The organism is Micromonospora sp. AMSO1212t (genome assembly GCF_008868145.1).
Taxonomy (GTDB): domain Bacteria; phylum Actinomycetota; class Actinomycetes; order Mycobacteriales; family Micromonosporaceae; genus Micromonospora; species Micromonospora tulbaghiae.
The window spans coordinates 161,972-183,989 of sequence record NZ_WBKS01000001.1; the positions used below are offsets into that span (position 1 = coordinate 161,972).

The window sequence follows — 22,018 nt, forward strand, 5'->3', positions numbered from 1 at the left end:
GGGTCAACGTGGCCTGGCGACGATGGGTAGGTGCTTGTACCCGGAGATGAAGTTCGAGCGCAGCCGGGCCGGAGCACCCGCCGGCTCGAACGCGGTGAACCTGCGGAGCAGCTCGTCGAACAGGATCCGGAGGGTGACGCGCGCGACGTTGTGACCGACGCAGTAGTGCGGCCCGAGACCGAATGCGACGTGCCGGTTCGGCCTGCGCCGCAGCTGGAACTTCATCGGGTCCGGGAATGCCTTGGCGTCCCGGTTGACCGCGCCGAACCAGACCGCGACGGCGTCACCCGCCTTGATCTTCGTACCCCTGATCTCGGTGTCGGTGACCGCGTACCGCATGAAGTGGCTGACCGGCGACGCGAGCCGCAGCCCCTCCTCCACTGCGGTCGGCGTGACGCTCAGATCGGCCGCCCACTCGTCCAACAGGCCGTCACCCATGTGCTCGGCGAGCACGTAGGTCGGCGAATGCGGGGTCGTGACGGCCGCACCGAGCAACACGCTGTAGCAGTTGGACATCACCTCGCCAGGCGACATCGGGCGCCCGTCGATCTCGGTCCGGATCAGCACGCTGATCAGGTCGTCACCGAGGTTCTTGCGGCGCTCGTGGGAGATGTCCTGGAAGTAGGCGAACAGTTCGCGGTGCGCGTTGTCCAGCGTCGCCTGGGTCCCACCCGGCAGCAGGTAGTCGGGGTCCTCCGGCGAGCTGGACGCGGTGAGCAGCGTCACCAGCCGGGGCCAGTCCGAGCGCGGCAACCCCATGGCCACTCCCCCGACCGCCACCGGCAGGAACAGCATCGCCTCGGCGAAGTCGAAGGGGCCGCCGTCAGCGAGCGGTTCGAGCACCTCGAGCACAAGGCCACGGATCATCTCCTGCTGGCGCTCGATCGGCCGGATCGCGAGCGCCTTCTGCAGGGAGCCGCGCATGATCGTGTGCCGTGGCGGATCGGTGGCGGGCAGTTGCCGGCCGCCCGCCGGGTCCTCCACGCCGAGCATGCACAGCATCGTGCCGCGCTCCGAGGTGAACGTCTCCGGGTCGTGCAGGACCCGGTGGGCGTCGTCGAATGTGACCACCGACCAGAAGCCCCGCCGGTCGTCCACCTGCCGCCAGGCGAGGCCGTCGAGGCCACGCATCTCCTCCCAGACCGCACGGTAGTCCCCGTCGCTGTACAGCACGGGATCCTCGACGGCCATCGCAGCCGAGGTCACCGGGCACCGGGATGCACGGTCCCCGTTCATGGTCTGGCTATCGCGCTCTCGCATCAGCCGCCGCCTCCAACGGTTCAGTCGGTTGGTCACCGATCTGCCGACGTAGTTCTTCGGCGAGATCGGCAATGGTCGGGCGCAGGAACAGGGTGCGGGCCGGCAGCTCGACGTCGAACTCCTCCTGCAGCGCCACGAGCAGTTCGGCGGCCAGCAGCGAATGCCCGTCCAGGTCGAAGAAGTTGTCGTGGATCCCGACCGGCTCGACCATCAGAGCGTCGCTCCAGATTTCGGCGAGCCTCCGCTCGGTGGGATCGGTCGGGCCCACGTAGTCGTTGGACACGTTGCGCGGCACCTTCGCACGCGGCAGGACCGACCGGTTGACCTTGCCGTTGCCGTTCAACGGGATGTCCGGCAGCACGATGATGGCCCACGGCACGAGGTGGGCCGGCAGGGTTTCCCGTAGCTGCTCCCGCAGCGCGGTGCTGAACGCGTTCCAATGGGCCTTCGGCATCTGGCCCACCGCGACGTAGGCGACCAGTCGGGAGTCGCCGGCGCCGTCGGTGTGTGCCAGCGCGGCGGCCTGCTCGACGCCGGGTTGCCGGAGCAACTCCATCTCCACGGTGCTCGGCTCGACGCGGTAGCCACGAATCTTCACCTGCCGGTCCACCCGGCCGAGGAAGTCGAGTGTCCCGTCGTCGATCCACCGGACCAGGTCCCCGGTCCGGTACATCCGCCCACCGGGACGCGCCGGGTCGAGATCCGCCACGAACGACTCGGCCGTGGCGCCGGGCTTGTTCAGGTAGCCGGTGGCGACGCCGTCGCCGCCGACCCAGAGCTCGCCGACCTCGCCGGGCGGCACCGGCCGCATCGCGTCGTCGAGGACCGCGACGGTGGTGCCGTCGATCGGCGTCCCGATCGGCACCCGTGGCAGGTCGCCGGCGCTGCCGGCGGGGGTCCAGCACGTGGTGAACGTGGTGTTCTCGGTGGGACCGTAGCCGTTGGTGAAGATCAGGCGCGGGTACCTGCTGAGCACGCGCTGGACGTGTGCAGGCGACAGGACGTCGCCGCCCGCCAGGAGGTGCCGGACCCCGGCGAGGCTGTCGAGCTGGTGGGTGGCCATCTTGTGGAACAGCCCGGTGGTCAGCCACAGCACGCTGACCTTCTCCGCGCGGATCAGCTCGCCGATCTCGGCCAGGTCGGCGAAACCCGGCGGGGCGAGCGCCAGCCGGTTCCCCTTGACCAGCGGCATCCAGATCTCGAACGTCGAGACGTCGAAGCCGACCCTGGTCAACTGCAGGAACACGTCCTCGTCCCGCACGCTGATCCAGCTCGGGTCGTCGATCAGCCGGTGGATCGCCCGGTGGGGAACCACGACGCCCTTCGGCTCGCCGGTCGATCCCGACGTGTAGCAGACATAGGCGGGGGTATCGGGTCCGACTTCCGGCGCGAGGACCGGTTCGGTCCGGCCGGCACGGGCATCCTCGTACCGCAACACGACCGGCACCTCGGGCGCCTGCTCCCAGGTGCCGCCGCCGGTGACGACCGCGAACCGTGCCCCCGAGTCCCGGACGATGCGGGCCCGTTGCTCCGCCAGGTCGGCCGGGTCCAGGTACAGGTACGCGCCACCCGCCTTGAGCACCGCCGTCAGGGTCACGATGAGTTCCGGCGACCGATGGAGTACGACGGCGACGACCGCGCCGCCGCGGACCCCGGCGTCGCGGATGCGCCCGGCCAGTTCATCCGAGGCGCTGTCGAGCTCGCGGTAGGTCATCGTCCGGCCGCGGTAGGAGACCGCGACCGCGTCGGGCGTCCGGGTGGCCTGCTCTGCCACCAGTTCGTGAACGCACCGTCGCATGGTCAGTGACTGTTCGATGTCCATCAAGGATCTATCACTCCTGACTCATGCCCGTCGGCCGGGAGGGTGTGCGATCACCGGCTGGCGGAGGTCGTGGCGGGGTCGTGCCGCGCGCTGCGCGGTCGCAGGTCGGTCCAGTGCCGCTCGATGTAGTCGACGCACGCCTGGCGGGAGTCCTCGCCGTGGACGACCGTCCAGCCCGCCGGCACGGAAAGCGTCGCGGGCCAGAGGGAGAACTGCTCCTCCTCGTTGACGAGCACCGAGAACTTTCCATCAGGGTTGTCGAACAGATTCATGCCGCCGACTCCTCAGCTCGAAGACCGGTACTGACCGACCGGTACCGAGAGCCCCGCCGGAATCGTGGCCGGCCGCGGAAACCATGCCGTGCGGACGACGGTACCGACGCGCCACGCGGCGGCCCTGTCCCTTCTTCCTGTGACAGCACAGTGATCGTGAGTGTCGATACGGTCACGTGGCGGTCCGCGCCTACGCAGGGACCAGCGTCCCGAGTGAGGAAGGTGAGCCGGTCCATGGTCGACTTCGAGATACGCCCGTCCGGGCAGCCCGTGCCGGAGGCGAGACGGAAGGCGATCCTGGCCGCGCCGGGATTCGGCCGGACCTTCACCGACCACATGGTCACGCTGCGCTGGTGCGCCGACCGGGGCTGGCACGACGGGCGGGTCGAGCCCTACGGTCCCTTCCTGCTCGATCCCGCGACGGCCGTCTTCCACTACGGCCAGGAGTGCTTCGAGGGCATGAAGGCCTACCGCCAGGCCAGCGGAGCGGTCGGGTTGTTCCGCCCCGAGGAGAACGCGGCGCGGTTCAACAGGTCGGCCGACCGGGTCGGCATGCCCCCGCTGCCGGAGGAGACCTTCGTGCACGCGCTCGAGCTGCTGGTGGGCCAGGACAGCGCGTGGGTACCGGACGCCATCGGCACCAGTCTCTACCTGCGCCCGTTCATGATCGCCACCGAGCCGGCCCTCGGGTTCACCCTGCCGTCCGACAGCTACCTCTTCTGCGTCATCGCCTCACCGGTGACCGCGGCCTTCGATGCGGGAACCGCGCCCCGGTCGCTGACGGTGTGGTTGTCCAAGGACTACACCCGGGCGGCACCGGGCGGCACCGGGGCCGCCAAGACCGGCGGGAACTACGCCGCGGCGTTCAAGGCGACCCAGCAGGCGGTGGCGAACGGATGCGACCAGGTGGTCTGGCTGGACGCCCTCGAACACCGGTGGGTCGAGGAGATGGGCGGCATGAACCTGTTCTTCGTCTACGCGCCGGAGGGCGACGGTCGGCCACGGATCGTCACCCCGCCACTGACCGGAACCCTGCTGCCGGGGGTGACCCGTGACTCTCTGCTGACCCTGGCGCCCCAGCTCGGCCTCGCCGCGGAGGAACGCCGGATCTCCGTCGACCAGTGGCGGCAGCAGTGCGCCACCGGTGAGATCACCGAGGTGTTCGCCTGCGGGACGGCGGCAGTGATCAGCCCGGTGGGTGCCGTCCGGAGCGCCGCCGGCGACTGGCCGGTCGGGGACGGCCGGCCGGGTCCGGTCACGCTGCGTCTTCGCGAGGAGCTGCTGGGCATCCAACACGGCAATCGTCCCGACCCCTTCTCCTGGGTCCGCAAAGCCTGCTGACCGCAGCGACGGACCGATGGGCCGCGGGAGCCGTCGTTCCCGGGAGCGAACTTCGACGCTGGGAGGTACCGCCTTGAGGAATGATCCAGCGCCCGACGCGCGGAGCAGCGAGCCGGGCAGTGAGCAGAATCCGTACGATCTGATCGGCGTCGGCTTCGGGCCGTCCAACCTCGCGCTCGCCATCGCGGCCGAGGAGCTCGACGGCGAACGGACGTGCCTGTTCTTCGAACGCAGCCCTTCCCTGCAATGGCACCCGGGAATGCTGCTCGAGGGCTCCCGCATGCAGATCTCGTTCCTGAAGGATCTGGTGTCGCTGCGCAATCCGGCCAGCCCGTACACCTTCCTCCAGTACGCCAAGGCCAAGGACCGCCTGGAGCGGTTCGTCAACCTCAGCGAGTTCCGGCCGACCAGGCTGGAGTACCAGGACTACCTGCGCTGGGTCGCGGGGTTCTTCGCCGGCCAGGTCCGCTACCACACCGAGGTCACGAGGGTCTCCCCGGTCCGGCGGCCGGGAGAGGACGTGCACCGGCTGTTCCGGGTGGAGGCGCGCGACATCCGAACCGGGGAGACGACGGTCCACCACGCGGCGAATGTCGTGCACGCCGCCGGCGGACGGCCCCGCCTACCCCCAGGGGGAGTGTGCGCCAGCCCGGCCGTCATCCACTCCAGTGACTTCCTGCCGCATTTTCCCGAACGGTTCGCCGACCGGTCGCGGCCCTACGAGTTCGCTGTCGCGGGCGACGGGCAGAGCGCCGGCGAGGTCGCGTTGTACCTGATGCGCACGTATCCCGAAAGCCGCGTGCACCTCTTCCTGTCCGGCCAGGCGCTGCGGGCGACCGACAACAGCCCGTTCGTCAACGAACAGTTCTTCGAGAGCAGCGCGAACGCCTTTTCCGCCCGGCCCCGGGACGAGCGGACCGCGCTGCGGGCAGAGCTGCGCAACACGAACTACGGCGTGGTCGAGGCCGGAACCCTCGACGACCTCTACCGGACGGTGTACGACGACGAGGTCCGCGGACGCCACCGGCTGATCGTCCACCCGGCGACAAGGGTCGTCGCCGTGCGGGAGGGCGACGAGGGTCCGCTGGTCGCGATCCTCGATCGTCGCAGCGGCGCGGAGGGCGAGATCCGGTGCGACGGGGTGGTGCTGGCCACCGGCTACGTCCGGGCCCTGGACGAGTCGATCTTCAGCGAGCTGACGCCCTTCCTGCGGACCGAGAGCGACAAGCTGCTGCTGTCGGGCTACCGGGTGCGCACCACCGCGGAGGTGGCAGGCGGGTTCTACGTCCAGGGCTACGGCGAGCAGCACTTCGGACTCGGTGACACCCTGCTGTCGCTGCTCCCGTTCCGCTCCCGGCAGATCTTCACCGACATCTGCCGGCGGACCCCGCCGCCCCGACAGGCGGTAGCGGTGTCCGACGCGTCGGCGTACCCGCCACCGCACTACCTCGAGCACGACCCGGAGAAGCTCTACGCGGTGATGGAACGCTTCAACTTCGCCACGGTGATCTCTGCCCGGGCCGCCGAGGACCCGGTCGTGACGCACGTGCCGCTCACGCTCGACCGGTCGCGCGGCGCACACGGCGTGCTCTTCGGGCATCTGGACCGAGCCAACCCCCACGCGCAGCTGATCGACGGCAAGCAGGTGACCGTGGTGTTCCACGGACCGAACACCTACCTGTCGCCGTACGCGCTCGAGACCGACGCGCTCCCCACCTGGAACTCGATGAACGTCCACGTGGGCGGCCGGGGCCGGCTGCTCGCCGACCGGGCCGCGCTGGTGACCGGGCTCTCCGGGATCTGCGAGAAGTCGGACCCCGGCGTGGACTCCTACCGGCTGGATCCGGACGACCCGCGCATCGACCGGCTCGTCGACTACGTCGTGGGCTTCGAGATCGAGATCCAGGCTCTGGTCGGGCGGTTCAAGCTCTCCCAGGAACTCGACGACCGGAACCGGCGGCTGGCCGCGTCCGCGCTCATGGCCACCGCGCGACGCGACGAGAGCGAGGTGATCGGGAAGGTCTTCGGGATGAGTCCGGTCAACGGCCGGCAGAACGGCTCGTCCGCGCTGTGGAGTGCCCACTCACGCTGACTCGACCCGGCCGACGGGCCTGCGCGAAGACCGACGATGCGACCGACCGACACCGATTGCGGAGGACGGCAATGCGGGAGGAACAGACCTCGTGGAACCTCGATCGCGGACGGGTGATCTCGGCGCTGCGCGAGGCCAGATCCGGCAGGGGGACGATCCTGCTCTACGAGGGCGCACCGGAGACCGGGAAGACGTGGGTGCTCGACGAGGCGCTCCGGCTCGCGGCGGATGCCGGTTTCACGACCGTCCGGGTCCGCGTGGAGGACGAGCCGGTCGCGGACCCGGCCTCCGGCCGGGACCTGACCGCCGTCGTGATCGACGACGTGCACCGCGCCTCGCCGACGGTCGCCCGGACGCTCCGGTCGCTCACCGCCGCCGAACGACCGGTCCTCTGGGTGCTGGCTCGCGAGTCCGGGGCCGGCTGTTCCGAGGTCGAGCGCCTCTGTCGGGCGATCCGGGCACGGAGTGACACGGGCGGGGAACTCGTCCCGTGGACGGAGGACGAGACCAACGGCTACCTCACCGAGCGGTTGCACGCGACACCGGACCCCGCGCTGACCCGCCTCGCCGGCACCGCCGGCGGCAACCCAGCGCTGCTCGAGACGCTCGTCGACGGCCTGTCGGAGGAGGAGTTCGTCGAGGTCAGCGACGGACGCGCACGGTTGGTCAGGTCAGGGCTGCCTGACCGCGTGCTGCGCTCGGTGCGGGAGCGCCTGCTGCGCACCTGCCGCGAGCAGTTGGTACGTGACGCGATCACCCAGCTCACCGACGCCGCGCTTCCGGCCGGGGACCACGTCGGCGTCGTCGGTCGGCCGCAGGAGACGGTGACCCGCGCGACTCGCGCCTGGCGCTGCGGCGCCCTGTCCCGTGGACTGCGACTCGCCCAGCAGACGATCTCGGAGAGCCGTCGTCTGGCCGGCCAGGGCGCCGCGACCGACGTCGAGTTCGCCGCGGCCGTCCTGCTCGCCGACGCATCGCGGTTCGACCAGTGCGACGAGGTCCTGGAGGCCATCCGTGCACGGATGACGCGCGCCGGCCGCACCGGATGGGAGGGGCGGTGGTCGGGGGCCAGAGCCCACTGCCTGATGCGGGCCGGCCGGCTCGGCGCCGCGGTGTCGGCCCTGGACAGTCGTCCGGTCGCCGAGCTGGCCCCGTCAGAGCTGGTGATACACGCGCTCGCCGCCCTCCGGGACGGCGACGTGGCGAAATCGGCGCGGTACGTCCGTCGCGCCAAGCTGGCCGGCGGTCGTCCGGCGGAGTACGGGTGGGTGGCGCTGCAGCTCGCGGAGGCCCAGCACGGCCCGGAGCACGCCCGGTCCCTCCTCGCCGAGACGTACGGCACCGACCTGCGGCTTCGAGATCTGCTCGTGCACGAGCCGGCGGCGGCGCCGTTCATCGTGCGCGCCGCGCTGGCCTGCGGCGAGCGCTCCACCGCTCAGTGGGTGTGCCGACTGATCAGTGACCTGGCGGACGGCCACTTTCCCGCCTTCCGCGCGGCCGAGGCCCATGCGCACGGCCTGCTCCATCAGGACCCGGGACAGCTCTCGCGGGCGCGACGGCTGTACCCGGACATCTGGTCGCGCGCCCGGGTGGCCGAGGACATCGCCGACCTCGCGCACGACGCGGCCGGCGGCGGACAGTCACGGGCGCGGCTGCGGACGACCGGCGCGCTCCAGGAGGCGCTCTCGCTGTACTCGGAGGCGGCTGCCGCACGGGACTTCGCCCGGGTACGCAGCAGACTGCGGTCGGTCGGCGTCTACGACACCTACGCCCGCTTCGGTGGCGCCTCCGGTACCACCTTCGTCGACCTCACGAGCCAGCAGGAACGCATCGTCCGGCTGGTCGCCGACGGCCTGACCAACCAGCAGATCGCCGACCAGATGTTTGTCAGCTCGCACACTGTGAACTTCCACCTCAGGAGCATCTTCCGCAAGATCGGCGTCAATTCCCGGGTCGAGCTGGCCGCGAGGTACAAGTCGTGGGCGACCACCTCGATGCCGCGGTCGGGTTGACACCCATCCAGCACCGGCTCGCCCGCCGGATCAGCGCACCAACGCCAGGACCAGAGGAGTGTCGTCATGTCGCGTACCGATCGGTCGGCTGTCGGAGTCGTTCCGGCCACGCCGGCAGTCCAGACCGGAAATCTCGTCACCGACTTCTACGACGACATCCGGAGGCTCTCGGCGGCGACGTGGCCGGCCCCGGTACGCGACGACCGGACACGGTTCACCGTGGGCGGAGCGCTGCCCGACCTGACCCCGGCCGTTCGCCGCTACCTGGAGGCGGCCGAGGTGTCCTGGCACGAGATGGGGTACTACCGGGACCACCGGTTGGTGCTGCTCAACCTCGCGCGCAACCCGGGGACCAACACGACGAAGACTTTCGCGTCGTTGCTGATCGTCGCCCGTGCGGCCGAGTTCATCCGGCGGTACGGCGAACCGGTGGTGATCTTCTCGCCGACGTCGGCGAACAAGGGCACCGCGCTGCGGGACGCGCTCGCCCGAGCGCTGTCCTGCGGTCTGGTGGAGCCGGAGCAGCTCCGTGTGGTCGTCCTGGCGCCGGCGGCGAACGCCGCCAAGCTGCGCGCGAATGCGTTGTCCGCGGACCGCCGGCTGGCTCGGCTGAACCCCGTGCTGACCTCCGACGACCCGGTCGCGGAGACCGTCAAGGCGCTCGGCCGGCGCTTCGTCGACGACTACGCCGAGAAGGTGCACCGGGAGCACGGCAGTCACCTCTGGTATTCCCTCGACCTGGACAACTACCTGATCGCGGACGTCGGTCGCGCACTGTTCGAACACGCCGTGGCGCCGGTCGACGCCGCCGACCGGCCGCGCACCCACGCGCACGCGGTCTCGAGCGCCTTCGGCCTACTGGGCTACCACCTCGGCCGCGACATGCTGGAGCGCGACGGCCGGTCGGACCCGACGCGGCGGCCGCACAGCCTGCTCGTGCAGCACCTCGGCACGCCGGACATGGTGCTGCACCTGCGATACGGCGACTTCGACCGCGACCGCGTTCCGCAGTATCGACCGGACCCCGTCACCGGCCGTCTCCAGCAGCGGCACGACCCGCACTTCCCGCTGCTCACGACCGATCCGGGCGAGGTCCTCGACCCGACCTTCTACACCCGACGGCCCACGACGGCGGACCGGATGACGGACATCATCAAGCGGCACGGCGGGGACGGGATCGTCGTGTCCGGCCTGGAGTGCGCCCAGCGGTACGCGCAAGCGGCGCCGCTGCTCGCCGACGCCGGTTTCCGCGTACCGGAGGACCCCGCCACGGTGCGCGAGTGGTCGCTCATGATGGCCCTCACCGGCGTCCTCAACGGCATCGACCGCGGCCTGGTCGATCCGGCCCACGACCTGGTGGTGCACGGTTCGGGCTGGTACACCGACGAGGACGTCAGAGCACTGACCGGTAGCGAGCTGACGCCCGTGTCGTCGGCTGACGACATCTTCCGGGCCGTGTCCGCCGGGAGCCGTTCTTGCTGATCCGACGCTCGGTCCTCGCGCAGCCGGTGTTCGCCTGGCGGACCAGCACCCGGCCGGGGCTGGTTCGGCTCAGGTCGAGCTGGGACGACATCCGGCTCCGCCGCGCCACGTCCGTCCGGTCCACGGTCGACGGCCCACTCACCCTCGGATACCTCGGCCTCCCGGAGGGGACCAGTCATGTGATGCCGTTCCTGGAGGAGCAGGCGGCCCGCGGTGGGCCGGTCCTGCGGCGGAGCACGCGGACGGTGCCGTGGGCCGAGGCGATGGCGCCCGCCGACGTCGACCTCATGGCCATCGGCGCGCCGCCCGCCCGCGTCCGGCCGCTGTTGTCGGCCCGCGACCTGCTCCTTCCCTTCCGGGTCGAACTCGTTGTGCCAGTCGTGCCGGACGTGGCGGCCATGCGCGCCCGTGTGTCGAGGAAGGAGCGGCAGCGCGTCGCGCGCCAGCGGCGTGACCTCGGGTGGAAGCTCGAACACACCGCCGCCGCCGAGGACTTCCAGTGGTTCTACGACCACGTGCACCTACCGACGATGCGGCGGCGGCACGGCCCCGCGACCCGCAGCCTGGAACGCGACATCGCGCTCCAGTGCGTGTTCCGCCGGGGTTTCCTGTTCTTCCTCACCGATGAGCACGAACGCGTCGCGGGAATGCTGTGTCTCTTCGACCGGCGGACCCGCACGCTCACCCTCCGGCTGGCCGGAGTGACGCACGGCGCCCCGGCCCACTACGCCACCGGCGCGTTCGCGGCACTGTACGTGCTGATCCTGGAGTGGGCGGCCGTACACGACGTCCGGGCGGTGAACCTGTCCGGATGTGAACCGTTCCTCAGCAAGGGGATCTTCCAGTTCAAGCGGAAGCTGCACCCGCAGGTGGTCCGGCCAGCCGACCACTTCGGGGCCAAGCGGCTCCTGCTGCGGGTGGTCCGGGACACGCCGCGGGTACGGGACTTCCTGGTGGCCAACCCGGTCATCGCCGAGGCCCCCGGCGGCGGGCTGGAAGCCGTCTACTTCCACGACGACCGACGGGCGGCGCGCCTCGACCTCCGCTGGGAGGGCACCGGCCTGCGCGGCGCCCGGCTGACGCACCTGGACTCGTTCCTGCGGTCCACGTCCGGCGGGGGGACACCATTCGTATCGGCGTGATGATCCTGCCCGCGATCGGGTGGCGGGAGGCACAGCAGTGCTGGCGGCTGGTGGACGAGCTGGGCTTTGCGCACGCCTGGACCTACGACCACATCGCGTGGCGCGACCTGATCGGGCGACCGTGGTACGCGGCGGTGCCCACGCTCGCCGCCGCCGCGCAGTGCACCCGGCGGATCCAACTCGGCACGCTGGTCGCGTCCCCGAACTTCCGCCATCCGGTGCCCTTCGCCAAGGAGGCGCTCACCCTGTCGGAGATCTCCGGCGGCCGCTTCGTGCTCGGCCTGGGCGCGGGGGGCTCCGGCGTCGACGCGGAGGTGCTCGGCTCGCCGCCGTGGTCACCGGCCGAGCGCCGCGAGCGGTTCGTGGAGTTCGTCGAGGTCGTCGATCAGCTGCTCCGCGAGCCGTGTACGACCTACGCGGGCCGGTTCTACTCCGCGCACCAAGCATGGATCGACCCGGACGGAGGGGCGCGCGCCAGAATGCCGGTGATGATCGCCGGCAGCGGTCCCACCGGGATGCGCCTCGCGGCTCGCCACGGCGACGGCTGGGTGACCCACGGTGTGGCCGCGCAACGGGGGCGCGTGGCTCCGGAGGCGACACCCGAGACGGTCTGCAGGCAGCTCGACGCCGTCGCGCGGATCTGCGCCGAGGAGGGCCGGGACCCGGCCACGTTGCGGAAGCTGGTGTTGAACGTCAATCGCACGCACTCGCCGCTCGCCTCAGTCGGTGCGTTCACCGAGACGGTCGAGCGCTACGCGCGGATCGGCGTGACGGACCTGATCGTGCCGTTCCCGAGGAGCGAGGCGCCGTACCAGGGGGACGTGCGTGTGCTGGAGCAGATCGCGGCGGACGTGCTGCCCGCGTTGACGGAGGACTGACCGATGTGCGGAATCGCCGGTTGGGTGGACTTCACCCGCGATCTGTCCACCCAGGACGTCCTCGTCGGCGCGATGACCGGCGTCCTCGCGCCTCGCGGGCCGGACGACGGGGGTCTCTGGCTGTCCCGGCACGCCGCCGTCGGTCACCGCCGGCTCGCGGTGATCGACGCCGCGGGTGGCACCCAGCCCATGGTGACCACCCGGTCACCCGGCGGCGAGCCGATCGTGCTGACCTACAGCGGGGAGATCTACAACTTCCGGGAGCTGCGGGCCGAACTCCTCACGCGGGGGCACCGGCTACGCACCCGGTCAGACACCGAGGTGCTGCTGCGCGCGTACGTGGAGTGGGGTTCGTCGGCCGTCGACCGCATGGTGGGCATGTTCGCGTTCGCCGTGTGGGACGGTGACCGCCGGGAGCTGTTCCTGGCACGCGACCGCCTCGGCGTGAAGCCGCTGTACTACCACCGCTACCCGGGGGGCCTGCTGTTCGGATCCGAGCCGAAGGCGATCCTCGCCAACCCGCTGTTCACCGCCCGGACGAGCGAGGACGCGTTACCGATGCTGTTCAACTCCCGGCTCACCCCGCTGGGCCGGACCCCGCTGCTGGGGCTGTCCGAGGTGCGGCCCGGGCACGTGCTGCGGTTCACGCCGGACGGGGTCACCGAGTCGCGGTACTGGGCGTTGCACAGCCACGAGCACACCGACGACCTCGACAAGACGGTGTCGACCGTGCGTGAACTGCTCGAACACATCGTCGCCGAGCAGCTGGTCTCCGACGTGCCGCTGGGCGCGTTGCTCTCCGGCGGCCTGGACTCGTCCGTGGTGGCGGCGCTCGCGGCCGGGCACCTGCGAGAGAGCGGCGCTGGACCACTGGCGACGTACTCGGTCGACTTCACCGACGCCGAATCGCACTTCCGGCCGACCACACTGCGGCCGGATCGGGACAGCCCGTTCGCCACGCTGGCTGCCGCGCACCTCGGCGTCGACCACCGTGAGGTGATCGTGGACGACGAGCAGATGCGCGCCGCCCTTCCGGTCGCCCGACGCGCACGCGACCTGCCGAGCCTCGGCCAGTTCGACGCGTCGATGCTGGAACTCTTCCGTTCGGTACGCCGGACCTCGACTGTCGCGTTGTCCGGCGAGGCGGCGGACGAGGTGTTCGGCGGCTACCCGTGGTTCCACGAGCCGGACGCGGTCTGGGCGGACACGTTCCCCTGGCTGGGAGACGGGGTACGGCTGACCGACTTTCTCGCGCCGGACGTGCGGGCCCGGATCCGGCCCCGGGAGCAGGAGCGTGACCTCTACCGGACGCTGCTCGCCGAGGTGCCCGGCCTGCCCGGGGAGTCCCGCCTCGGTGCGCGGATGCGGGAGGCGCTGTATCTCAGCATGCAGGCCCCGCTCTCCCTGCTCCTCGACCGGAAGGATCGGATGAGCATGGCCGTGGGGCTGGAGGTGCGGGTGCCGTTCTGCGACCACCGGCTGGTCGAGTACCTGTGGAACGTCCCGTGGGAGATGAAGACGGCCGACGGCCGGGAGAAGAGCCTGCTGCGGATGGCATTCGCCGACCGGCTGCCGCCCGGGGTGTCGAACCGGCCCAAGAGCGCCTACCCGGCGTCGTTCTCGCCAGGCTACGCGGCGGAGGTGACCGCCGGTGTGCGGGCGCTGGCCGGCGACCCGGCGTCGCCCCTGGCCGAGGTCCTGGACCGGCGGCGGCTCGCGGACATGATCGCGGCCGCGGACCGTCCGACCCTGACGCACGCCAACCACGCCCACGTCCTGATCCCGCTGCTGGAGGTCGACCGGTGGATGCGCGACCTGCGCGTCAGCCTGTGCTGACGTCGCGACCGTGGGAGCGAACCGGGCCAAGACCGCCCGGACGGTGCGAAGGAGGAACCGATGTCCGACCGTCATGACGCCACCGGAGCGCCGTCCGGGACGGATCCACGAATCGATCTCGTCAGGTCGATTTTCGCCGCGGTGCTCGACAAACCGACGGTGGCCCCGGACGACAACTTCTTCGAGCTCGGCGGCGAGTCACTGCTGGCGTCCCGCCTGCTCACCCGGCTCCAGGCGACGTTCGGCGCCCAGCTCACCCCGCGGCAGTTCTTCACCGCGCCGACCCCGGCCGACGTGGTGAGCCGGCTCGACTCGTACCGGGCCAGCCGTCCCCCGATCCGGCGGCGTGACCGTCCGGAGCGGATCCCGCTGTCGTTCGCGCAACAGCGACAGTGGTTGCTCAACCAGGTCGCCGGCGGTGGATGCGGCTACAACACGCCCCTGGCGTTGTGGCTGTCGGGTGAGCTCGACGTCGAGGCGCTGCGGTACGCGGTACGCGACGTCATCGCCCGGCATGAGCCGCTGCGGACCGTCTTCCCGGCGGAGGCGGGCACACCGCGGCAACAGATCCTGGACGTACCGGACGCGGCGACCGCCGTACCGGTCATCCCGCTCGACCCGGGCGAGGCCCGGGCGACCATCCGGCGGTACGCGGCCGAAGGGTTCGACCTGACCCGGGACGCGCCGCTGCGCACGTACCTGTTCGTCCTCGGCCCCACCGAACACGTGCTCCTGCTGGCCCTGCACCACGTCGCGGTCGACGGCTGGTCGTTCGCCGCGTTGCGGCGTGACCTGTCCACCGCCTACCTGGCCCGGTCGGCCGGCAGCGCGCCGGCGTGGCCGGACCTGCCCGTGCGGTACACGGACTACGCGCAGTGGCAACGGGAGCTGGCCGACCGCGACGAGGGTTCCCTGCTGGCCGCCCAGCTGGACCACTGGCGGACGGCGCTCGATGGCCTACCCGAGCGGCTCACCCTGCCGACGGACCGTCCTCGCCCGGCGGTCGCCGGCTACGAAGGGGGCCGGGTCCGTCTGGACCTCGACGCCGGCCTGCACCGGCGGCTCGTCGATCTCGCGCGGGAGCACCAGGCCACGCTGTTCATGGTCCTGCAGGCGGGCGTCACGGCGCTGTTGACCAGGCTGGGCGCCGGCACGGACGTACCGCTCGGCGCGCCCGTTGCCGGACGTATGGACGCGGCCCTCGACGACCTCGTCGGCTTCTTCGTCAACACGCTCGTGCTGCGCACCGACACCGGCGGCGACCCGTCCTTCCACGAGTTGATCCAGCGGGTCCGGACGGCCGACCTCGCCGCGTTCGACGCGGCGGACGTGCCGTTCGAGCACGTGGTCGAGGCGGTCAACCCGGCCCGCTCGCTCGGCGTGCACCCGCTCTTCCAGGTGCTGTTCCTGATGGACACGAACGTCGAGCCCGCGCTGGAGACCCCGGACGTCACGAGCCGCTTCGAGACGGTCGACATCGGGACGTCCCGGTTCGAGCTGGCGTTCACCTTCCGGGAACGGCGGTCGACCGACGGCCGGCCGGGTGGTGTGGACGGGCTGGTGGAGTACGCGGCCGACGTGTACGACCACAGCACCGTCGAGGCCATGGCCGGGTATCTGCGCCGGCTTCTCGACCAGGCCGCGGCGGACCCCGACCTGCCCCTGTCCCGGTACGAGCTGCTCTCCGCGGCCGGCCGGTCCCGGGTGCTGACCGAATGGAACGGCTCCACCCGGTCCCTGCCGCCCGGCGATCTCGTCACCTGGCTGGAGGACCAGGCCGAACGGACGCCCTCGGCGGTCGCCGTGGTCACGGACACGGTCAGCGTCCCGTACACCGAGCTGCACGCCAGGGCGAACCGGCTGGCCAGGGAACTGACCCGGCGTGGTGCGGGGCCCGAGCAGGTCGTCGCCGTGCTCCTCGACCGCTCCGTGGACCTGCTGGTCGCGATGCTGGCCGTCGTGAAGGTGGGCGCGGTCTACCTCCCGGTGGACCCGGACCTTCCCGACGACCGGGCCGGCTTCATGATCCGGGATGCGGGGGCGGTGGTCGTGGTGACGACCGGCGCGTACCGGCACCGTACGCCCACCGCCCTGATCCTCGACGACCCGCTCGACGCCGCACGGATCGACCGGCAGCCCTCGACGACGCTCACCGGCGCCGAGCGGCGGATCGGGGGCCCTTCCGCTGCCGCCTACGTCATCTACACGTCCGGCTCGACCGGCGTGCCCAAGGGCATCGTCATGCCCGCGGCCGGGCTGCTGAACATGGTGGCCTGGCAGGCGGACGGCGGCGCCGGAGATCCGGGAGGTGTCACCGCCCACCTGGCCAGTCTCGGCTTCGACGTGTCCCTCCAGGAGACGCTGGCCACGCTCGCCTGCGGTGGCGCGGTGGCGATACCCGACCCGGAGGTCCGGACCGATCCGGCCCGGCTGGTGCACTGGCTCGACCGGCACCGGATCAGCATGATCATCGCGCCGACGCTGATGATCGACGGCATCTGCACGGCCGCCGTGGCCGAGCGCACCGAACTGCCGGCGCTGAGGGACATCGTGCAGGCGGGCTCACCGCTGACGGTGAGCGAGAACCTGCGTGCGGTGTACCGCGGCCGCGCCGACCGCCGGCTGATCAACCAGTACGGACCGACCGAGACCCACTGCGCGGCCTCGTTCCCCGTGCCCGGCCCGCTCGTCACGGGTAGCGCCGCCACCGGCGTGCCCATCGGTCGCCCCGTGTGGAACCAGCGCCTCTACCTGCTGGACGAGACGCTGCGCCCGGTGCCGCCCGGCGTCCTCGGCGAGGTCTACATCGGCGGCGCGGGCGTCGCACGCGGCTACCTGGCCAACCCGGCGCTCACCGCGACGCGCTTCCTGCCGGATCCCTTCGGCACACCCGGCGAGCGCATGTACCGGACCGGGGACCTGGCCCGCTGGAACAGCGACGGAACGGTGACGTTCGCCGGCCGCGCCGATCACCAGGTGAAGATCCGGGGATACCGGGTGGAACCCGGGGAGGTCGAAGCGGTCCTGCTCCGGCACTCCGACGTGGCGCAGGCGGTCGTGACCGCGGTCGAGGCGGCGCCGGGGGACCTCCGTCTCGTGGCGCACGTGGTGGGCGCGGACGCCGGCCGGCCGGACGTCGCGGGGCTGCGGCGCCACGTGTCCGAGGCCCTTCCCTCCTTCATGGTCCCGGCCTCGTTCGTCGTGCTGGACCGCCTGCCGGAGAACGCCAACGGGAAGGTGGACCGGGCCGCGCTGCCCGCGCCGCGGTGGACCGCCACCGGCCGGGCGCCGCGCACCCCCCAGGAAGAGCTGTTGTGTCGCTTGGTCGCCGAGGTGCTGGGGCTCCCCGAGGTGGGCGTCGACGACGGGTTCTTCGACCTCGGTGGCCACTCGCTCCTGGCCAGCCAACTGGCCGGCCGGGTGCGCTCGGTGTTCGGCGTGGACCTGCCGGTGCGGGTGGTCTTCGACCGGCAGACGGTCGCGGGCATCGCCGGGGCCGTCGACGGGCTGACCGCCGGCCGGGCACCGGCGCGGCCGATGCCCCGTCCGGAGCGGGTGCCGCTGTCCTTCGCGCAGCAACGGCTGTGGTTCGTGGAGCAGTTGGCGTCGTCGGTGAGCAGCGGCTCGGCGTACCACCTGCCGCTCGTGTTCACACTGGCCGGCGAACTCGACGTGGTCGCGCTGGAGGCGGCAGTCGGTGACGTGATCGGCCGGCACGAGATCCTGCGTACGGTGATCCGGGCCTGCGGTGACGAGCCGTACCAGCAGGTGCTCGACCCCGAGCCGTTCCGACTGGCCACGACGCGGTGCGCGGAGGCGGACGTCCCCGCGGCGGTGGCGGCCGAGGTCGACCGGCCGTTCGACCTGCACGGCGGGCGGCTGTTGCGGGCCCGGCTCCTGCGGCTCGCCGCCGACCGGCACGTGCTGGTCGTCTGCCTGCACCACATCGCCACCGACGGCTGGTCGATGCGACCGCTGCTGCGGGACCTGTCCGCCGCCTACACCGCCCGGCGCGGCGGCAGCCCTCCGGACTGGGCGCCACTGCCCGTCCAGTACGCGGACTTCACGCTGTGGCAGCGGGAGCTGCTCGGCTCAGGCGGGAGCGGTGTCGCCGCGCAGGTGCGGTACTGGAGGGAGCGGTTGGCCGGTCTGCCGGAACAGATCGCGCTGCCCGTGGACCGACCGCGCCCCGCCGTACGCGGTCAGCGGGGCCGGACCTTCCACTTCGGCCTGGACGCGGACCTGCACGAGGGGCTCACCCGGCTCGCCCACTCCGGGGGCGCCAGCCTGTTCATGGCCCTGCAGGTGACCCTCGCCGGCCTGCTCACCCGGCTCGGCTCGGGCACCGACATCCCCATCGGCGCCCCCATCGCGGGTCGCGGCGACGAGGCGTTCAGCGACCTCGTCGGTCTCTTCGTCAACACCCTGGTGCTGCGCACCGACACCAGCGGCAACCCGACCTTCGCCGAACTTCTGGCGCGGGTACGCGAGACCGATCTGGGCGCGTACGCCAACCAGGACGTGCCGTTCGAGCAACTGGTCGAGGTGCTCAATCCGACCCGGTCGCTGAGCCACAACCCGCTGTTCCAGGTGGCGCTGGTCCTGCAGAACGCCGGCCAGGCCACCCTGGAGCTGCCCGGTGTGCAGGTGGCCGAGCAGCAGGCCGGGCTGCGCCACGCCAAGTTCGACCTCCTGTTCGCGTTCACCGAGCGGCGCGGCGACGGCGGCCGGCCCGAGGGCATGGACGGGCTGGTCGAGTACCCGACGGACATCTTCGACGAGGAGACCGTCACGGCGCTGACCCAACGGTTGATCCAGGTGATGCGTGCCGCGGTCGGCGATCCCGACCGGCGCCTGGACGGCGTCGACGTGATGCTCCCCGGTGAGCGGGAGAAACTGCTCGCCATGTTGGGTAGCTGACCCGGAGACTCGACGGGCGATCAGGAGGTGGCCGTGTCGGTAGCGGACAGGAGCGAGGTCGAGGCGGCCCGGAGGGCCGGCCCTCCGGGCGGGCGGCTGCGGAGCAACCCGACCTGGTGGCGCTGGCTGGCGGCGGCGTCGCTGGCCAGATTGCCGCAGACGATGCTGCCGGTCGCCCTGGTGCTCACCGCCCACGCCTCGACCGGGTCGTTCGTCAGCAGCGGATTGCTCAGCGGGGCCAGCGCGATGACCTACGCGGTCTGCGCGCCCTGGCGGGGCCGGCAGATGGACCGGGCCACGCTACCCCGTGCGCTGGGCTGGTCGCTGCTCGGCTCGACGGCCGGCCTCGTCACCACGGCGATCGCGGCCGCCGCGGGAGCCCCCTTGGTGGTGCTCCTCGTCCTGGTGGTCGTGGCCGCCGCCAGTGGCGCGGGGGTGACCGGGGCGTACCGGTCGCTGTTGCCGTACATCCTGCGTCCGGAGCAGCTCAAACAGGCCTACGCGATCGACGCGGTCGCCCTGCAACTGGCGTGGATCGGTGGCCCGGCGCTGGCGTCCGTGGTGGCCGCCCTGGTCGGGCCACGGGCGTGCGTCGGCGCGGTGGCCGCCGTCCTTGCGTCGGGTGCGCTGCTCAGCTGGACGTTGCCGCGCCGGGCGGCCGCGAGCGCCACCCGGCGGTCCGGTCCGGCCCGCGCCATGCTGGCGCAGCTCTGGGTGCCGTTGCTGCTCAACGTGGGGATCGGCATCAACCTCGGCGCCCTCGACGTGGCGCTCCCGGCGCTGCTCGCCGACAACGGCCGGCCGGCCACGAGCGGTGGCCTGGTGCTCGCGGGCATCTTCGCCACGAGCGCGGTCAGCGGTTCCATCTACGCCGCGCTGCCGGCCACCAACCCGCTGCGCAGCGCGCCCACCCGCACCGTGGCCTGGGTGCTGATCGCCGTCTACGGGCTGGTCACCGCGCTCGCCGCCGGGGTGCCCGCGCTGTGGCTCGCCATCGCCTGCCTGCTGGTCGCCGGACTGGCCTTCGCACCGGGTGACACCTCGGCCATGCTACTGGTCCCCGAACAGGTCGCGGAGGACCGGTTGGCGGAGGCGTTCGGATACTTCGCCGCGTTCGGCTACCTGGGTACCGCCGCGGCCAGTCCGGTCGCGGGGTGGCTCGTGACGCGGTTCGGCGCCGACACGGGTCTGCTCCTGGCCGGTCTCGCGCCGCTGATCACCGCCGTGGTGGTGCCGATGGCTCGGCTCCGCAGGAGCTAGACCCGGCCAGCAGGTCCGCCCGGTCGAGGTGGTCGCGCAGGCCGAGGAGTTCCCAGCGCTGCAACGCGAGCGGCACGTTGCCCTCGCGCCAGAGCCGGTCGTGGAACGCCTTCAGGTCGAACGCCGCGCCGTGGCGCCGCGCGCAGGTCGCCACGAGGTCGAGGACCTGCAGCTTGCCGACCTGATAGCTCAAGCCCTGACCGGGATTGCCGGCGAAGAACGCGGCCTCCTGCTCCGCGGTCGCCCGGTCCATGGGGACCGCCTCCGCGAGCACCTCCTCCGCCGCCTGCGGCGTCAGATCGCCGAGCGCCAGCGCGACGTCGATGTCCGCTCGCAACGCTCGGAGCCGCTTCGCGTTGACGACGAAGTCGGCTCCGGGCGACCCGTCGTCGAACGCTCCCAGGGACAGCATCAGTTCTTCGTGGTAGAAGGCGATGCCCTCGTTCGGCGCGGAATCGTAGTAGCGACGGCGTGCCGGATTGTCGTGCCGCCATGACAGGGCGAGTTGGTGCGCGTGTACGCCCTCGTGCGCGAGCCCGGTGAGCGGGTCCCGGATCTCTGCCAGGTCGAAGTACGGCAGTCGCGGGCTCGGCGGCCGGACGTAGCGCACCGCGTCGTCGTCGGACCGGGACGGCGACGCCGGGTCGTGCGCCACCCCCAGCCACGTCAACGGCTCGAGGTACGCGGGCATGGGCGCCATCCGGTAGCGCCGCCGACCCGTCAACGGGCTCAGGAGGCCGTGCTCGGTGTGGAACCGCCGCAGAGCGCGCTCGGCCGCGCGTTGCCGGCCGATCAGCTCGGCCAGATCGGGCAGCTCCCCACCGGCGGCGGCGGTGCGGCGCGGCAGCGTCTCGGTCCACACCGCCCGGTTCCATTCCTGCCGGGCCATCCCCCGTACCTGCTCCGCCGAGTACGGCAGGAGCGCCACCTGGTGCAGGAAGAACGCGAACGCGTCCGCGCCGACGGATACGTCGTCGGTGTCGAACGGAGCCTGCCGGGCCAGCCAGTCCCGGTAGCCGGCCACCGCCCGCGCGGCGCCCGCGGTCGCGTCGGGCCACCGCCGGTCGGGCACCTCGGCGGCCAGCGCCGCCAGGGCGGAGCGCAACAGGTCGTCGGCCCGCCGGAGCACGGTGAGGGCACGCCGGGCGAACGGTCCGGCGATCGTGCCGGTGAGGTTCTCGCGTGCCTGCTCGAGCACGGCGGGCACGTTGCGCAGGTGGCGAACGATGGCATCGACCCGCTCGACGCCGAACGGCGGCGGCCGGAGCAGGAGGTTGTAGACGCACACCAGGCTCTGGTCGATGTAGAACGACGGGTCGCGTTGCCAGGCGCGTACCAGGTCCAGCTCCCACCGCACCCGCGCCAACGCCGAACCGAGCAGCCGCCTGTCCACCTGGGCACGCACGTCCGTCGGCGGCACGTCGATCCGGCGGTACCGGTCGGCGAAGCCCGCACCGGCCTCGCGTCGGGCGCGTACCGCCGCCGACGACCAGTCGGCCACCCAGTCCAGCGGCCGTTCCACCCGGGTGATGTCGTCGTAGGAGTCCGGTTGGGTCCGGGTGCGCCAGGCCCAGAATTCGGCGGCCAGCTCCGCCAGCGCGGGGGAAGAGGTGGTGTCCATGCCCGCTCACCGCCATGCCGGGAGACCCCGGATCGGGACCGACGATCGACAAGCGACCGTATCCGCTCGCCGGCGGGGCG

The 22,018-nt window shown here is 71.8% G+C and carries 13 protein-coding genes; 9 read left to right on the top strand and 4 right to left on the bottom strand.

The genetic code is table 11. The annotated features are described in order from the left end of the window. Positions 1-3: 3 nt before the first annotated feature. The 3 genes from F8279_RS00505 to F8279_RS00515 all read right to left on the bottom strand — a co-directional run bounded on the left by F8279_RS00505 (position 4) and on the right by F8279_RS00515 (position 3,354). Positions 4-1,191, bottom strand: a complete 1,188-nt coding sequence (locus F8279_RS00505) for a cytochrome P450 (protein ID WP_217493413.1) — start codon at positions 1,189-1,191, stop codon at positions 4-6. A 52-nt stretch (positions 1,192-1,243) separates the two neighbouring features. Beyond that, positions 1,244-3,058: a non-ribosomal peptide synthetase gene (locus F8279_RS00510; RefSeq protein WP_225853060.1), complete on the bottom strand. Its 1,815-nt coding sequence runs from the start codon at positions 3,056-3,058 to the stop codon at positions 1,244-1,246. Between the two features lie 74 nt (positions 3,059-3,132). Beyond that, positions 3,133-3,354, bottom strand: coding sequence for an MbtH family NRPS accessory protein (locus tag F8279_RS00515; RefSeq protein WP_091416312.1), 222 nt, complete (start codon positions 3,352-3,354; stop codon positions 3,133-3,135). 234 nt (positions 3,355-3,588) lie between these two features. Between F8279_RS00515 and F8279_RS00520 the strand changes: the two genes are divergently transcribed. The 9 genes from F8279_RS00520 (at position 3,589) to F8279_RS00560 (ending at position 20,317) form a co-directional block, all read left to right on the top strand. Next, complete coding sequence (locus F8279_RS00520) at positions 3,589-4,695, top strand: branched-chain amino acid aminotransferase (RefSeq protein ID WP_151498735.1); 1,107 nt, start codon at positions 3,589-3,591, stop codon at positions 4,693-4,695. A gap of 73 nt (positions 4,696-4,768) precedes the next feature. Further along, the gene (locus F8279_RS00525) at positions 4,769-6,787 is read left to right on the top strand and encodes a SidA/IucD/PvdA family monooxygenase (protein ID WP_192580591.1); all 2,019 of its coding nucleotides are present in this window, start codon (positions 4,769-4,771) and stop codon (positions 6,785-6,787) included. A 71-nt stretch (positions 6,788-6,858) separates the two neighbouring features. Continuing rightward, on the top strand, positions 6,859-8,799 hold the full coding sequence (locus tag F8279_RS00530; protein WP_151498737.1) for a LuxR family transcriptional regulator: 1,941 nt from the start codon (positions 6,859-6,861) through the stop codon (positions 8,797-8,799). Positions 8,800-8,865: 66 nt separating this feature from the next. Further along, a complete protein-coding gene (locus tag F8279_RS00535; protein WP_151498738.1) occupies positions 8,866-10,281 on the top strand; it encodes a DUF6002 family protein in 1,416 nt (471 codons plus the stop codon). Further along, positions 10,275-11,423 (top strand): hypothetical protein, encoded by a 1,149-nt coding sequence (locus F8279_RS00540; RefSeq protein ID WP_151498739.1) that lies wholly within the window; start codon positions 10,275-10,277, stop codon positions 11,421-11,423. Before F8279_RS00535 ends, F8279_RS00540 begins: the two co-directional genes overlap by 7 nt. Next, entirely contained in the window at positions 11,408-12,301 is an 894-nt protein-coding gene (locus F8279_RS00545) for an LLM class flavin-dependent oxidoreductase (RefSeq protein WP_151498740.1), read from the top strand. The genes F8279_RS00540 and F8279_RS00545 overlap by 16 nt, the downstream gene beginning before the upstream one ends. Positions 12,302-12,304: 3 nt before the next feature. Then, a complete protein-coding gene (asnB, locus tag F8279_RS00550) occupies positions 12,305-14,137 on the top strand; it encodes an asparagine synthase (glutamine-hydrolyzing) (protein ID WP_151498741.1) in 1,833 nt (610 codons plus the stop codon). Positions 14,138-14,197: 60 nt separating this feature from the next. Further along, complete coding sequence (locus F8279_RS00555) at positions 14,198-19,057, top strand: non-ribosomal peptide synthetase (RefSeq protein ID WP_151498742.1); 4,860 nt, start codon at positions 14,198-14,200, stop codon at positions 19,055-19,057. A gap of 33 nt (positions 19,058-19,090) precedes the next feature. Further along, positions 19,091-20,317 carry an MFS transporter gene (locus tag F8279_RS00560; protein WP_151498743.1) on the top strand — a complete coding sequence of 409 codons (1,227 nt, stop codon included), beginning with the start codon at positions 19,091-19,093 and terminating at the stop codon, positions 20,315-20,317. Here F8279_RS00560 and F8279_RS00565 read toward each other — a convergent pair. Next, the gene (locus F8279_RS00565) at positions 20,274-21,938 is read right to left on the bottom strand and encodes a DUF885 family protein (RefSeq protein ID WP_151498744.1); all 1,665 of its coding nucleotides are present in this window, start codon (positions 21,936-21,938) and stop codon (positions 20,274-20,276) included. The two genes, F8279_RS00560 and F8279_RS00565, sit on opposite strands and share 44 nt — an antisense overlap. Positions 21,939-22,018: the final 80 nt, after the last annotated feature.